The sequence below is a fragment of the Paenibacillus sp. RS8 genome (assembly GCF_041956825.1).
Taxonomy (GTDB): domain Bacteria; phylum Bacillota; class Bacilli; order Paenibacillales; family Paenibacillaceae; genus Paenibacillus_AQ.
The window spans coordinates 4,313,889-4,327,745 of sequence record NZ_CP168131.1; the positions used below are offsets into that span (position 1 = coordinate 4,313,889).

Genomic DNA, 13,857 nt, shown 5'->3' on the forward strand with positions numbered 1-13,857 from the left:
AGAATATAGATAGGGATAACGGAGGGAAGCCATGCTGATTGCAGACAGATATGAAAGAATCGTAGAACTAGTGAATGAACGCGGCAGCATCCGTGTCTCGGAACTAAGTACCTTATGCCAAGTGACGGAGGAGACCATCCGGCGAGATCTTGATCGCTTGGAAAAGGCGGGGAGGCTGCTACGCTCTCACGGCGGTGCAGTCAGTCTGCGTGATCGTCAGCCAGAGACACCATACGCCGAACGTGAAATTATGAATGCAGCGGAGAAGCAGCGGATTGCCCGTGAGGCTGTGTTAATGATAAAGCCAGGAGATCGAATTTTGCTGGATGCCAGTACGACTGCATGGTATATGGCCTCACATTTGCCGGATATGCCACTGACTGTACTGACGAACTCTATCAGAGTAGCTGCGGAGTTAAGTGGGAAAGAACGAATAGATGTGATCTCAACAGGGGGGCAGCTGAGCCGCAGATCGATGTCCTTTGTTGGACATTTAGCGGAGCGTTCGCTTGAGTTATATCACGTGGATAAGATGTTTTTTTCCTGCAAAGGATTTCATCTCGAACGCGGCGCCAGTGAATCGAATGAGCTGCAAGCGATGGTGAAGCGAAAGATGATTGCAATAGCGGAGCAGGTAATCCTACTGTGCGATTCTAGTAAGTTTGGAATTCAAGCGTTTACTCATGTTGCCACGACTAGTGAACTGGATGTTGTGATTACGGATTACAGCCCCGAAACAGAACAGGTAAAGCAGCTACAGGAGCTGAACATCGCAATCACAACCGTGTAGAAAATAGTGTTGCAGGAGGTGAAGACATGAAGGTGTCGATGTTTATTACTTGCATCAGTGATGCAGTGTATCCAAAGGTCGGAGAAGCGATGGCACGTCTGCTTGCCAGATATGGCGTACAGCTTGAATTTCCTGAAGTGCAGACCTGCTGCGGACAGCCAGCGTATAATAGCGGCTATTGGAATGAGGCACGTCAAGCTGCGCTTACGATTTTGCAGGCCTTCGAAGACAGTGATTTTGTCATTGCTCCTTCCGGTTCTTGCACCGGGATGCTTCATCATTACCCGAAACTGTTCCAGGATGATCCGATTAATTTAGCCAAGGCACAGAATTTACAGCTTAAATCCTATGAATTCAGCCAGTTTATGGTACAAGTGCTTGGCGTAACGGATTTAGGGGCAGTGTTTCCGCATAAAGTTACCTATCATCCTTCCTGTCATGGTACCCGAATTCTAGGAATTCGTGATGAACCAATGCAGCTTATGCAGAATGTGAAGGCGATGGAGCTAGTACCACTACCTTTTGCTGAGGACTGCTGTGGGTTTGGCGGAACCTTTGCCGTAAAAATGTCTGATATCTCCGGGGCGATGGTCACCGAGAAGTCTGATCATGTGCTGGAGTCAGAAGCAGAGGTCTTAACGGGTCTGGATATGGGCTGCCTCATGAATATTGCTGGGAATTTGCGTTATCGTCATAAGCCTGTCCGAGTCATGCATTTAGCAGAGCTACTGTATGAAGGGGTGATTGGACAATGAGCCAGAATGCCACTCAGACCAAATCGGAATCGAATCATGTGAAGCCAGCTTCGGTAAAAGAGCGTGCCGACTTGGCGTTGAATAATGATTTTTTGCGTAAGGCGGTCCGCTTCACCACGGAAAGGCTGCGTGACGGGAAACAGAAAGCGGCGAACGACCATGGACACTGGGAGGAATGGCGCGAACGAGGGCGGCAAATTCGCCTGCATACGATCGCTCATCTCGATTATTATTTGAATCTATTTGCGGACAATGCAAGAGCGAACGGCACGCATATTCATTTTGCGGCAACGGGTGAAGAGGCAGTGAAGATTGCATTAGAGATTGCGCAGCGAAAACAAGCGGCTTCCGTGGTCAAATCCAAATCGATGGTGACTGAGGAGCTGCATTTGAATTCGGCGCTTGAGTCCATTGACGTGGAGACGATTGAGACAGATCTTGGCGAGTATATTATCCAGCTTGCCGGAGAAACTCCGTCTCATATCATTATCCCAGCCATCCATAAGAACCGCTATCAGATTGCTGAGCTGTTGTCCAAGGAGGCAGGGGAGGAGCTTTTGCCTGAGACTACAATCCTTGCAGGATTCGTACGGCGCAAGCTACGGGAGAAATTCCTAGAAGCGGATATTGGGATGACGGGATGCAATTTTGCGATTGCAGAAACAGGTTCCATGGTGCTGTTCGAGAATGAGGGCAATGCTCGCATGGTCACCACCTTGCCGAAGACGCAAATCACGTTGATGGGGATGGAGCGGATTATTCCTTCTTGGAGCGACCTTGAGGTGATGGCTACGTTACTGCCTCGTTCAGCAACTGGCCAGAAGCTAACAGTGTATATGTCCGGTATTTCAGGACCCCGTAGAAAAGATGATGGGGACGGGCCGGAAGAGCAGCATATTATTATCCTTGATAATGGTCGATCTGAGCAGCTCGGCGATCCAGAATTTCAGGAGCTGCTGAACTGTATCCGCTGTGGAGCTTGTCTGAATGCCTGCCCTGTCTATCGTCATATTGGCGGTCATGCCTATGGTGGAACTTATAGCGGACCGATCGGAGCGGTGTTGACCCCGGCGCTGAACAAAAATGTAGAGCAATGGGATGATATCGCAGGTGCATCGAGTCTGTGCGGCGCTTGTTATGAAGCTTGTCCAGTCAAAATCCCTCTGCATGATATGCTTATCTATTTACGGCGACGTAAGGTAGAGAGAGGTTATGGAGACAAAGCGGAAGGGCTCGGCATGAAAGGTTTTGGAGCGATTATGGCAAAGTCACAGCGATTTAGTAGTGTGATGAAAGTAGGCAGAATCGGACAAAAGCTGCTTGTGAGAGACGGAGGAATTCCATCAAAGCTTGGGCCGCTGAAAGGCTGGAATAACTACCGGATCGCTCCGAAGCTGGCGGATGAATCCTTCCGTGAGAGCTGGAAAGGGCTGCAGGAGGAGTTAGACAAGAACAGTCGAGAAATGGACCCAGCCATTCAGAAGCGAATGGAAGATTTATTAGCGAAGCGGAAGCGGGAAGAGCTGGAAGGAGGAGCCGGGCATGACTGAGGAAACGCACAATGAATGGCTGGAGCGTATGGCAATTGAATCACGTGACAAACAGCAGGCGTTCATGAACGATATCGCTCGTCGTTTGAAGCGTCCAAGAACGACTATGGCTCCTGTACATCCTTTTCGCGGTGCTCCAGATTATTGGCAAGAATTCCAGTGGAGTCCAGAAGAACGCATCGATCAATTTACTGCGAATTTTCAAAGTGCAGGTGGACATGTGTTTCGCATGGCAACGATGGATGAAGCTAAAGCTTTTATTGTCAATAAAGCGAGTGATATGCTTGCCCGTTATATTCTTCGGCAAAATGTAGCTGAGCTTGCGGCACTTCGTCTAGAAGAAGAACTTGTAGATACGCAGGTATCTGTCTGGAATACGGATATGCAAGAAGCATGGAAAGCTAGGGCAGCGGAAGCCGATATTGGGATTGTGATCGCGGATTATGCTGTTGCTTATACAGGCTCTATTACAGTGTTATCTTCTGCGGATAAAGGGCGCTCTGTCAGTCTTTTGCCAACCGCATTAATTGCTATCATTCCGCTTGAGCGGCTGAAGACTCGTCTGGGTGAGGTGCTTATTGATTTTGATGAAGCGGGACAAACGGGTCTCCCCGCAGGTATTCACTTTATCTCTGGACCGAGTCGTTCAGCGGATATTGAGAATGATCTGACGATAGGTGTGCATGGCCCAGGAATCGTATTCGCCTTGCTGGTAGGCTGATGAGGAGATAAGGAGTGTTGTTTAAGAATGAATGCTGGGGCACATAAACAAGGTCAGAATCATATTGCTATTGATATTGGAGCCTCTAGTGGGAGAGTCGTTTGCGGAACCTTGCAAGAACCGGAAGGAACCTTATCATTAACAGAAATTCACCGTTTTAGTAATGGATTCGCTGAGAAGAAGGGTAATCTTTATTGGGACGTCGATTATTTATTTGCTGAAATTGTAAATGGCTTGCAGAAGGCGAAGTCAAAAGGAATTGAGCATTGTACCGTCGGAATTGATACTTGGGCCGTGGATTACGTACTTCTAGATCAGAAGGGTACACGAATTCATGAAGTTTTTTCTTATCGTGATTCCCGAACGGATGGAGCGGTAGAGAGTTTGCATCGCAATATATCAACTGAAAGCGTTTACGGAAAGACGGGGATACAAGTTCTCCCGATTAATACGCTGTACCAGCTGTATGTGCATGATCAGGTAGAGCTGGAAGCAGCACATTCCATCCTTTTAGTCCCTGATTATCTCTACTATCGGCTTACGGGACGAAGAATTAGCGAAGTCACTAATGCTTCAACCACAGGTCTGCTGAATCTGCAAACTCGGGATTATGACGCTGATCTCCTGGCACTGCTTGGTCTTTCAAAAGAACAATTTCCCCCCTTAACGGAACCTGGGGAACATATTGGCGGATTGACTGATGACTTGACGGCACGCGGTGATCTTCCAGTTTGTGAGTTCATAGCAGTAGCCACTCATGATACAGCATCGGCTGTACTAGGCGTTCCTGCAAGTAGCGATAGTTGGGGATTTCTCAGTAGTGGTACTTGGTCACTCATCGGGGTGGAACGGGATTCAGCAATTACAAGTCCAGAGGCGATGGAGCGCAATTATACAAACGAATGGGGAGCCTTCGGCTCATTTCGTTTTCTTAAGAACATTATGGGGATGTGGCTGATCCAAAAGGTTCGTGAGGAATATGGCGGGCAGTACAGCTTCGGCGAACTGGTGGAATTGGCAGCGCAAGAAATTCCTTTTAGATCCATCATCTACTGCAATGATGAACGATTCATGAATCCATCCAACATGGTTAGCGAGATACAGAGCTATTGTGCGGAAGTCGGACAGTTGGTACCAAAGACACCAGGGGAGATTGCCAGATGTGTGTTTGACAGTCTTGCTCTTTCTTATTATTTCTACGTTCAGGATCTTTAGCTATTGACCGGTGAAAAATGGGAGCGGTTGCATATCGTAGGTGGTGGAGCGAACAACGGATTGCTATGCCAGATTGCGGCCGATTTGCTAGAGATGGAAATTTACGCTGGACCAACGGAATCAACCGCATTAGGTAATGTGGTTATGCAAATGATCAGTGTAGGCGCGGTCGCAGATCTTAAAGAAGCAAGAGAAATTATTTATCGTTCATTTGATGTAACAACTTATCTTCCACAAATGATGGATTCCACCCTGAAAACCGCAGCATTAGCAGAATTTGCTCGGCTACAGGTCGTATAAGAGTAACTAATAAAGTAACCGAGAATATATGGGATGACTATTAGATAGCTATGGATGAGCCAAAGAAGGGTATAAATCCCCCTCATTGAGCGCAAAAAGCGGAAAACGAGCCAAAGAGGGGTATAAATCCCCCACATTGAGCGCAAAAAGCGGAAAACGAGGAAAAGAGGGGCATAAATCCCCTACATTGAGCTCAAAAAGGGCAGCGTCAAGAAGTTTGTGTAAGAGAGTAGAAGGTAACTTCTCGGGTGTTCGTTAGTTAGTGCAGATGTTCCTTGGGGCGGGGGCCCCGCCCCAAGGGAAAAGGGAATTCGAGCTACTTGTTTTACTCTGCCTGCGGTGGATATCGTGCTTCAAACATCTCATTTAGTTTCTTCTTTACTTCTAGATCGCCGAAACCGCGAATGACCCGTTCGCTAAAGCGTTCGTTGTAGTCCATCACGTCGAGGTAAACAATTTTCTCTGCTGCATCCATATTCGTGAGGCTATTCATGGGTTTCAGACGCTTTCGGATTTCCTTGTTCATTCGTTCAATTGGATTGGACGTGTAGATGGCTTCCTTTATGAGCGCAGGATACTTGTAAAAGGTCAGCAGCGTTGGCAACTGTTCTTCCCAAGACCGCATTTCTTTCGGGTAGAGCTTGCCCCATTTGGCCTTCACCGTGTCAAACGCAGCCCGAGCCAGATCGTGGTCTGCAGCCGTGTAGATCGTCTTCAGATCTTCAATGACTTCCGTTTTGTGCTGAATCCGAATTTTCGGGAAGGTCGAACGCACTTTGTGGACGATACAATGCTGCACATCCGCCTTCGGATAAGTTTCACGGAACGCTGCATCGAGTCCCGGAAGCCCATCAAACACGCCCAGCAAGACTTCCTGGACACCACGGTCGTAGAGGTCTTTGAGCACCTCGCGCCAGCCGTTTGCGCTCTCCTGGCCGCCTACGTAAAAGCCAAGGATCTGGCGGTGACCGTCTTCGTCGATCCCCATGGCGAAATAAACGACTTCTCCGCTAACGGTGCTGCGCTTGAGTTTCACATATAGGCCATCCAGGTAGATAACGGAGTAGCGTTTGTTTAACGGGCGCTTCTGCCACTGATGAATGTCGTCAAGTACCGTAGCTGTAATGTTGCTAACGGTCGTGGGTGAATAGTGGCTGCCGAACATACTTTCAATGAACCGGGCCACATCTCGCGTTCCCATACCACTTTTGTACATCTGGATGACAGCCTCCTCTAGCCATCCATCTCGCCGCTGGTAGGGCTCGAACAACTGCGTTTGGAAGGCTCCTTGACGGTCCCTAGGAACGGCCAGATCCTCTACATTTCCGTATTTCGTGTGTAGATCCCGGGTGTAGTATCCGTTGCGGCTGTTGTGGTTCCCGGCTTCTTCACTGGTCATGAATTGCTGGATTTCCGCTTTCATAATGGACTCTAGATTATCTTTTACAAATTGGGTGACAAGATTTTCAAATAGATTATTTAACATGTTTTCGGGTAGAATAGTCATCGAGTAGGGTTCCTTTCTTAGTGGACTTCGACAATCCCGAGAATACCCTACTTTTTTGTTGCCTGACTAGGCTCCAAATCTTGGTACACAACTTACTTTACGCCATCTCAAAAAGCGGAAAACGATCCAAAGAAGGGTATAAATGCCCCTTATTGAGCTTAAAAAGCGAAAAACGATCCAAAGAAGGGTATAAATCCCCCTCATTGAGCGTAAAAAGCGGAAAATGAGCAAAAGAGGTACAAAAATCCCCTACATTGAGTGCAAAAAGCGGAAAACGAACAAAAGAAGGGTATAAATGCCCCTCATTGAGCGTAAAAAGCGGAAAACGAGCAAAAGAGGTGTATAAATCCCCCACATTGAGCGCAAAAAGCGGAAAACGAGGAAAAGAGGGGCATAAATCCCCTACATTGAGCTCAAAAAGCGGAAAACGAGCCAAGGAGGGGTATAAATCCCCCACATTGAGCGTAAAAAGCGGAAAACGAGCCAAAGAGGTACAAAAATCCCCCTAAATGAAATCACTAAGACAAGATCAGGAGGCTTAAGCATGGAGCAGAGTACAGAAAGCTTAAAGAGCATTCAGACGAGCTATAATGAAGCGAAAAAGCTCTACGCACAGCATGGCATTGATGTAGATAAAGTATTAGAACAGCTTGCGGCAATCAAAATTTCATTGCACTGTTGGCAGGGAGACGATGTAAAGGGCTTCATGAATAAGGAAAAGGAACTCAGCGGCGGGATCGCGGTCACGGGCAGTTACCCGGGGCGTGCTAGGAATCCGGAGGAGCTACGGCGTGATTTGGAGCGGGCCTTAGCGCTTATCCCAGGCCGTCATAAAGTTAATCTACATGCTATTTATGCCGATACGGAAGAGACAGTAGATCTTGATGCACTAGAGCCTAAGCATTATGAAAGATGGGTGAACTGGGCTAAGGAGCAGGGACTTGGATTAGATTTCAATCCCACTTGCTTCTCTCATGAAAAAGCTAATGATGGCTTCACACTAAGCCACCCGGATCCTGAAATACGCAACTTCTGGATTTCTCATTGCAAGGCTGCACGCCGAATCTCAGAATCTTTCGGGCAGGCGCTAGGTCAGCCTTGTGTGACTAATTTCTGGGTTCCAGATGGATATAAAGATACACCGATCGACCGTCTATCGCCGAGGGTACGACTTCAGCAATCACTGGATGAGATTTTTAGCGAGGAGATCGATCCGCAATATAACATTGATGCAGTAGAAAGTAAGCTGTTTGGAATTGGCTCAGAAAGTTATGTGGTGGGCTCGCATGAATTTTATATGGGGTATGCGCTAAGCCGGGGCAAAGCGGTTTGCTTTGATGCTGGGCATTTCCATCCGACCGAGACCATTTCGAACAAACTATCGTCTTGGCTGCTGTTTGGTGATCAATTGCTGCTGCATGTTAGCCGCCCAGTACGCTGGGATAGTGATCATGTGGTGACAATGGATGATGAACTGCTAGAGATTGCCCGTGAACTAGTAAGAGGACAATTTCTAGACAGGACTCATATCGGACTTGATTTCTTTGACGGAAGTATTAATCATATTGCTGCTTGGGTGATCGGAACACGGAACACAATCAAAGCCTTGTTACGTGCGATGCTGGAACCGATAGAGCTATTGAAGCAAATTGAAGTGGATGGGGATTATACTACGAGACTTGCACTTGTGGAGGAATTCAAATCTTATCCATTTGGAGCTGTTTGGGATTATTATTGTGCGACGCATGGTGTGCCTGTCCGTGAAAGTTGGCTGATCGATGTGAAGCAATATGAAGTAGAGGTTTTATCGAAGCGATAAAGTAGTTGTAATGGCGGTTACCACACGGTAGCCGCTTTTTATGTTCATCATTCGTACTTATTTGAAAAGGCTTCCGATCTCTGCTATGTTTTATCAAAAAGAGAGAGAGGCGTTACTATGGAGAAATATGGACCGAATCCGAATGCACTCTATCCAAATGAACAGATCAAAAGCATCTGTTACATCAAAAATGTGATTACTAGAAACAATATTCTGGTTGGCGATTATACGTATTATGATGATATAAACGGTCCAGAAAAGTTTGAGGAGCATGTGACGCATCATTATGATTTTATTGGCGATAAGCTTATTATCGGGAAGTTCTGCGCGATTGCCAAAGGCGTTGAATTTATCATGAATGGCGCGAACCATCGAATGAATTCGGTTACGACCTATCCTTTTAATATTATGGCTAATGGCTGGGAGCATGCAGCTCCAGAACTATCAGATCTACCTTATAAAGGAGATACAGTGATCGGTAACGATGTGTGGATTGGGCAGAATGTTACGGTTATGCCTGGTGTACATATTGGAAATGGAGCGGTCATCGCGGCTAATTCAACGGTTGTGAAAGATATCCCGGCTTATAGTGTGGCTGGAGGAAATCCCTGTAAAGTGATTAGACAGCGCTTTGATGCTGAATTGATCGAATATCTTGAAGGGATTAAGTGGTGGGATTGGGATGCCGAGCGAATCTTTAATAATCTTGAAGCGTTATGCAGCAGTGATTTGAATAAAATTAAAGAAATCAAATGATATTGTGTAAGTTTCATAGAACAAGCTATAGTTTATTTAAGAGAGATATATTATAGCTGAGGGTATACTGACAGTATGTACTTCATATGAACCTTACGGAGGGACAATTTAATGAAGAAAGATGATGACATGAACACTGCGGAGCTCACAGCAGAGAGGTTTCCATACAACAAAAAAAATGAGGAATTGGTAACTCGGAATTTTTGGACAAAAACTAAAAAGTTTGCAGGGAAGATCCCATTTACTAAAGATGCTATCGCGATGTATTATTGTGCCGTCGATGCGAAGACCCCTTTGTGGGCAAAAGGAATTGCTTTCGGTGCATTGGCTTATTTTATTTCTCCTATAGATGCGATACCAGATGCGATTCTCGGCCTTGGATTTACAGATGATGCAGCGATCATTGCAGCAGGTATTAAAGCGATATCCGGTCAAGTAACCAACGAACATAAGGAAAAGGCTGAAGCGTTTTTTAATGATGGAAAATAAAAGGTGCAGCTGTGAGCTACACCGTAATATCTGTACCTTCAGGACAGCTTTCTATGGGAAGCTGTTTTGTTTTGTAAACCTCGCCCCAGTCTTTCATGAGTTTTATAATGGGAATGAGTGTCTCACCAAATTCAGTTAACGAGTATTCAACTTTCGGGGGAACCTGATGGTAAACCTCGCGGTGAACAACCCCATCTTCTTCCAGCTCTCTAAGCTGCAGGGTCAGCATACGTTGAGTAATGCCTGGGCAGATTCGGCGGAATTCGTTAAAACGTTTCGTTCCATCGATCAAGTGATAGATGAGAATGCCCTTCCATTTCCCTCCTATAACATCAAGCGTAAATTCCACAGGGCAAGCTTCCTTATTGCTGTCAGGGTAATTTCCGAAGCCACCTTTTCGGTCACGCATTGCCGATCAACTCCCATGGTATCATTTTGTATACTACATAACATTAATGTGCGTACTTTTAAAGAAGTAATATATATTCTAATATTAAGCATGTGATCGGCAAACAGTCAAATGGTCGTCGATTCTAACCAAGTAAAGGGAGTGTGACTCATGGATACTTTGTCTCTAAACAAGAATGAAATCCTGTCTGCCTACCAGTTCAGACATGCAACTAAAGAATTTGATAGTCATAAAAAAATAAGTGAGTCAGACTTTCAGTTTATTCTAGAAACAGGACGTCTGTCACCAAGCTCATTCGGATTCGAGCCTTGGCGTTTTGTCGTAGTACAAAGTCCAGAAATTCGCGAGAAATTACGTGCTCATGCTTGGGGAGCACAAAAGCAATTGCCAACCGCAAGTCATTTTGTATTGATTCTCTCACGTCTTCCTAAAGATATGGCTGCTGATTCAGATTATATTAAAGGGGTCATGGAGCATGTGCAGGAGCTACCTCCAGAAGTGAGGGAAGGGAAAGGTAATATGTACGATAAGTTCTTGAAGGTTGATTTCGGATTGATGGAGAATGAACGTGCAATGTTCGAATGGAGCTGTCGGCAGAGTTATATAGCCCTTGGTAATATGATGACATCAGCAGCTTTAATCGGAATCGATTCTTGCCCAATGGAAGGTTTTGATAAAACAAAGATTGAGCAGCTCCTTGCAGAAGAGGGGATTATGGATGCTGAGCATTTCGGAATCTCCTGTATGGTAGCCTTTGGATATCGTTTGAATGAACCACGTGGCAAAACAAGACAAGTCGCTGAGCAAGTCGTTCAGTGGGTTTAATTAAGCTGGAATCTCATTCTTGAGCTGCATAATGAACAGACCTAACCTGCAAAGTCTCCGGCGTTCTGGAGATCATGCAGGTTATTTTTGTTTATTTCTTACAAGATTCGAAAAGTAATTGAAATTTTCATGAAAACTCTGATACTCTTATTAAGGTGACCTATTTTTAAGCTTTACCGAGTTAATTTAATAATGAAGGGATCCTGCATCATGAAAATCATTCGCATTATTATTCAAGTGTTCGTGCTTTATTTATTCTATTTGGCTGGAGACTTTCTGCAAAAGCAGCTGCATCTCCCCGTTTCCGGGAGTATCGTCGGATTACTGCTGCTCTTTGTTTTATTGTTATTCAAGATCGTACCTGTGAAATGGATTGAAGAGGGTGCAACAACAATATTAGCTTACCTTCCGTTATTTTTTATTCCAGCGACGGCTGGGATCGTGAAGCACATGGATATTTTCAGTGGAAGAGGTTTGCTATTAATCCTGATTCTTATCGTTAGCAGCGTCCTCACAATTGCAGCGGCAGCACATACCAGTCAATGGCTTTCAACCTTGAAAGGCAAGAGCAGAGCGGGCTGGAGCAGCAAGAGCTTAGGCAAAGAGGGGAAGGAAATATAATGTTTTTTATCGCGACAGGAATTGTCCTGCTTAATGTTGCTATTTATTTGATGATGTCCGTAATATATAGACGTTTTCGCTTTCCTGTACTGATTCCCGCGTTAACAGCAACAGCCCTTGTTGTAGCCATACTTTTATATTTTAATATTCCATATGATACATATATGATAGGCGGTCAGTGGATTAATAAGCTGCTCGGTCCAGCTGTTGTAGCGCTAGCTTACCCATTGTATAAGCAACGTAATGTATTAGTGGAGAACCTCCCGGCCATCCTTGGGGGAGCGATTGTAGGTCTGTTATTAGGGATGTTTAGTGGTTTGCTTTTAGCAGCTGGCCTAGGATTCTCTGAAATGTATGTTCTGTCCATATTGCCAAAATCCATCACAACGCCTGTAGCGATACAGATCTCAAATGGTTTAGGTGGGGATTCTTCGCTAACTTCTGTATTTGTAATGATTGCCGGATTTACGGGCGCGATTGGCGGTCCTTTCATCATAAAGCTGTTTAAGATAAGAAGTGAGATCGGCATTGGAATCGGTTTAGGTACTGGCTCTCATGCGCTAGGAACTGCAAAGGCGCTGGAATACGGTGAAAAGTCAGTTTCAATGAGCTCCGTAGCGATGACCGTTTGTGCTATTGTCGGTTCATGTATCGGTCCGCTGGTAGCTTGGATCATGTACCCTTAAATTCATTCATCGTTACTATGTTTGCAAAACACTCCATCGGGTAACTATAACTAAGGAACAAATAAAGCAAAGCACCTGAGGAGGATTTCACATGTCAGATTATTCTCAAGATGAAGCGGAAATCCGCAACAAGGAAAATAAAGACGGCGATTCATTAGCTGAAATTAAGAAGATGGAGAATGGTGTGGACATCGAGCCAGAAGCAGACGATTGGGTAGCCAAGCCTGCAGAGTCCTCGCATCCTGATCCGCTTCCTAACGATTTGGACTAAATGATTCGGAAGACAGGCTGTCCTTCATTGGGCAGTCTGTTTTTCTTGAGATCATTTTAGCAATTATTGTATAATGAATTCAGGTACAACCTCATCAGAGAGTTTTCTCCAAGTTCTTAGTAGCATTTTCGCAAATTTCACAGATCTCAGCCATTCTTGTAGCAGGGAGGAAATGAAATGCGTAGTCGGAATGAGAACAGCCGATATCGGCAAAAACGCGGTGAGGCGCTAGCAGGCAACTTTGAGAAAAAGTATGGTTCAAACTTTGGCGTGCGTAGTGAAATTACGACGGATACGTTAAAGAAACAAGACAACAATCAGCCGCTGATACCGGCTCAGAATCCTGAAGAACAGCTTAAACCATAAGCGTGGAAGGATAGAGAATCCGCTTCACTCTTTATATTTTGTAATGAAGACATAACCCTTGGGTTATGTCTTTTTTGCGTGCATATCTTCTGAAGGATTAAGGCATAATAGGGCCGGATGGATATTTAAGAAAATAATGACAACTAGGAGCGGTGTATAAACATGATGACTTCTATATTTTCTTCAAGCGGAGATACTGCGATGGCAGTGGCGGGTCAGTATTTTTTTTATTTTATGGTCTACTCTTTTTTAGGTTGGGTATTGGAAGGTACATATAACTTATATAGCAATGGAAGCTTTCGCAAAGAGGGGTTTCTAAAAGGTCCCTTTAAGCCCATGTATGGATTCGCACCACTGCTTCTACTGATTGCCAGAGACTTAACTCTGCCTTTCCCAATGTTCCTCCTTCTAGCGTTAGTCATCCCTTCAGCTGTTGAATATATAAGTGGTTGGTTGCTGAAGAGCGTGTTTCAAAAGCAATGGTGGGATTATTCAGAAATGTCTTATCAACTGCAAGGGCATATTTGCCTTCGTTTCTCTCTATATTGGTGGGCGTTATCGGTAGCTTGTGTGTATGGGATTCAGCCATTTATGGAGCGTTTATATTCTCTTGTCCAAAATGTTTGGGCAATTATATTTCCTTTGGCGGGTCTTTACCTTATGGCGGATTTATTATGGACTTGCTGGAGTCGGTATCGGAGTGAAAAGAGCCCCCAATATCAAGATTAAACTGAGTTCTATATGGACATTGTGAGCATTCTTTTGTGTATGAAGCAC

At 45.2% G+C, this 13,857-nt stretch carries 16 protein-coding genes and 1 pseudogene; 14 read left to right on the forward strand and 3 right to left on the reverse strand.

Going from position 1 to position 13,857, the window contains the following annotated elements; all coding sequences use genetic code 11:
* Positions 1 to 31: 31 nt before the first annotated feature.
* From ACDZ28_RS20300 to rhaB, 5 genes and pseudogenes are all read left to right on the forward strand, one after another.
* Positions 32 to 790, forward strand: a complete 759-nt coding sequence (locus ACDZ28_RS20300) for a DeoR/GlpR family DNA-binding transcription regulator (RefSeq protein ID WP_339290450.1) — start codon at positions 32 to 34, stop codon at positions 788 to 790.
* Positions 791 to 816: 26 nt separating this feature from the next.
* The gene (locus ACDZ28_RS20305) at positions 817 to 1,545 is read left to right on the forward strand and encodes a (Fe-S)-binding protein (protein WP_042126569.1); all 729 of its coding nucleotides are present in this window, start codon (positions 817 to 819) and stop codon (positions 1,543 to 1,545) included.
* The gene (locus tag ACDZ28_RS20310; RefSeq protein WP_375102619.1) at positions 1,542 to 3,095 is read left to right on the forward strand and encodes a LutB/LldF family L-lactate oxidation iron-sulfur protein; all 1,554 of its coding nucleotides are present in this window, start codon (positions 1,542 to 1,544) and stop codon (positions 3,093 to 3,095) included. The genes ACDZ28_RS20305 and ACDZ28_RS20310 overlap by 4 nt, the downstream gene beginning before the upstream one ends.
* Positions 3,088 to 3,816, forward strand: a complete 729-nt coding sequence (locus tag ACDZ28_RS20315; RefSeq protein WP_339290454.1) for an LUD domain-containing protein — start codon at positions 3,088 to 3,090, stop codon at positions 3,814 to 3,816. Before ACDZ28_RS20310 ends, ACDZ28_RS20315 begins: the two co-directional genes overlap by 8 nt.
* A gap of 27 nt (positions 3,817 to 3,843) precedes the next feature.
* Positions 3,844 to 5,331, forward strand: a pseudogene (rhaB, locus tag ACDZ28_RS20320) (rhamnulokinase).
* Positions 5,332 to 5,656: 325 nt separating this feature from the next.
* Here the strand turns inward: rhaB and ACDZ28_RS20325 are convergent.
* Positions 5,657 to 6,838: an IS256 family transposase gene (locus ACDZ28_RS20325; protein ID WP_375102427.1), complete on the reverse strand. Its 1,182-nt coding sequence runs from the start codon at positions 6,836 to 6,838 to the stop codon at positions 5,657 to 5,659.
* 97 nt (positions 6,839 to 6,935) lie between these two features.
* Complete coding sequence (locus tag ACDZ28_RS20330; RefSeq protein ID WP_375102620.1) at positions 6,936 to 7,325, reverse strand: hypothetical protein; 390 nt, start codon at positions 7,323 to 7,325, stop codon at positions 6,936 to 6,938.
* A 57-nt stretch (positions 7,326 to 7,382) separates the two neighbouring features.
* On the opposite strand from ACDZ28_RS20330, the gene rhaA reads away from it, so the two are divergent.
* The 3 genes from rhaA (at position 7,383) to ACDZ28_RS20345 (ending at position 9,902) form a co-directional block, all read left to right on the forward strand.
* Positions 7,383 to 8,657 (forward strand): L-rhamnose isomerase, encoded by a 1,275-nt coding sequence (gene rhaA / locus ACDZ28_RS20335; RefSeq protein ID WP_375102621.1) that lies wholly within the window; start codon positions 7,383 to 7,385, stop codon positions 8,655 to 8,657.
* Positions 8,658 to 8,774: 117 nt separating this feature from the next.
* A complete protein-coding gene (locus ACDZ28_RS20340; protein ID WP_375102622.1) occupies positions 8,775 to 9,413 on the forward strand; it encodes a Vat family streptogramin A O-acetyltransferase in 639 nt (212 codons plus the stop codon).
* Positions 9,414 to 9,524: 111 nt separating this feature from the next.
* Positions 9,525 to 9,902: a YkvA family protein gene (locus ACDZ28_RS20345; RefSeq protein WP_375102623.1), complete on the forward strand. Its 378-nt coding sequence runs from the start codon at positions 9,525 to 9,527 to the stop codon at positions 9,900 to 9,902.
* Between the two features lie 16 nt (positions 9,903 to 9,918).
* Here the strand turns inward: ACDZ28_RS20345 and ACDZ28_RS20350 are convergent, their stop codons facing one another.
* Complete coding sequence (locus ACDZ28_RS20350; RefSeq protein WP_042126583.1) at positions 9,919 to 10,311, reverse strand: helix-turn-helix domain-containing protein; 393 nt, start codon at positions 10,309 to 10,311, stop codon at positions 9,919 to 9,921.
* A 150-nt stretch (positions 10,312 to 10,461) separates the two neighbouring features.
* Between ACDZ28_RS20350 and ACDZ28_RS20355 the strand changes: the two genes are divergently transcribed.
* From ACDZ28_RS20355 to ACDZ28_RS20380, 6 genes are all read left to right on the forward strand, one after another.
* Positions 10,462 to 11,136: an NAD(P)H-dependent oxidoreductase gene (locus ACDZ28_RS20355; RefSeq protein ID WP_375102624.1), complete on the forward strand. Its 675-nt coding sequence runs from the start codon at positions 10,462 to 10,464 to the stop codon at positions 11,134 to 11,136.
* 210 nt (positions 11,137 to 11,346) lie between these two features.
* Complete coding sequence (locus ACDZ28_RS20360) at positions 11,347 to 11,757, forward strand: CidA/LrgA family holin-like protein (RefSeq protein WP_042126587.1); 411 nt, start codon at positions 11,347 to 11,349, stop codon at positions 11,755 to 11,757.
* Complete coding sequence (locus ACDZ28_RS20365; RefSeq protein WP_042126588.1) at positions 11,757 to 12,443, forward strand: LrgB family protein; 687 nt, start codon at positions 11,757 to 11,759, stop codon at positions 12,441 to 12,443. The genes ACDZ28_RS20360 and ACDZ28_RS20365 overlap by 1 nt, the downstream gene beginning before the upstream one ends.
* A 91-nt stretch (positions 12,444 to 12,534) precedes the next feature.
* On the forward strand, positions 12,535 to 12,714 hold the full coding sequence (locus ACDZ28_RS20370; protein ID WP_042126589.1) for a hypothetical protein: 180 nt from the start codon (positions 12,535 to 12,537) through the stop codon (positions 12,712 to 12,714).
* A gap of 177 nt (positions 12,715 to 12,891) precedes the next feature.
* On the forward strand, positions 12,892 to 13,080 hold the full coding sequence (locus tag ACDZ28_RS20375) for a hypothetical protein (RefSeq protein WP_042126591.1): 189 nt from the start codon (positions 12,892 to 12,894) through the stop codon (positions 13,078 to 13,080).
* Between the two features lie 162 nt (positions 13,081 to 13,242).
* Positions 13,243 to 13,809 (forward strand): putative ABC transporter permease, encoded by a 567-nt coding sequence (locus ACDZ28_RS20380; protein WP_375102625.1) that lies wholly within the window; start codon positions 13,243 to 13,245, stop codon positions 13,807 to 13,809.
* Positions 13,810 to 13,857 lie beyond the last annotated feature (48 nt).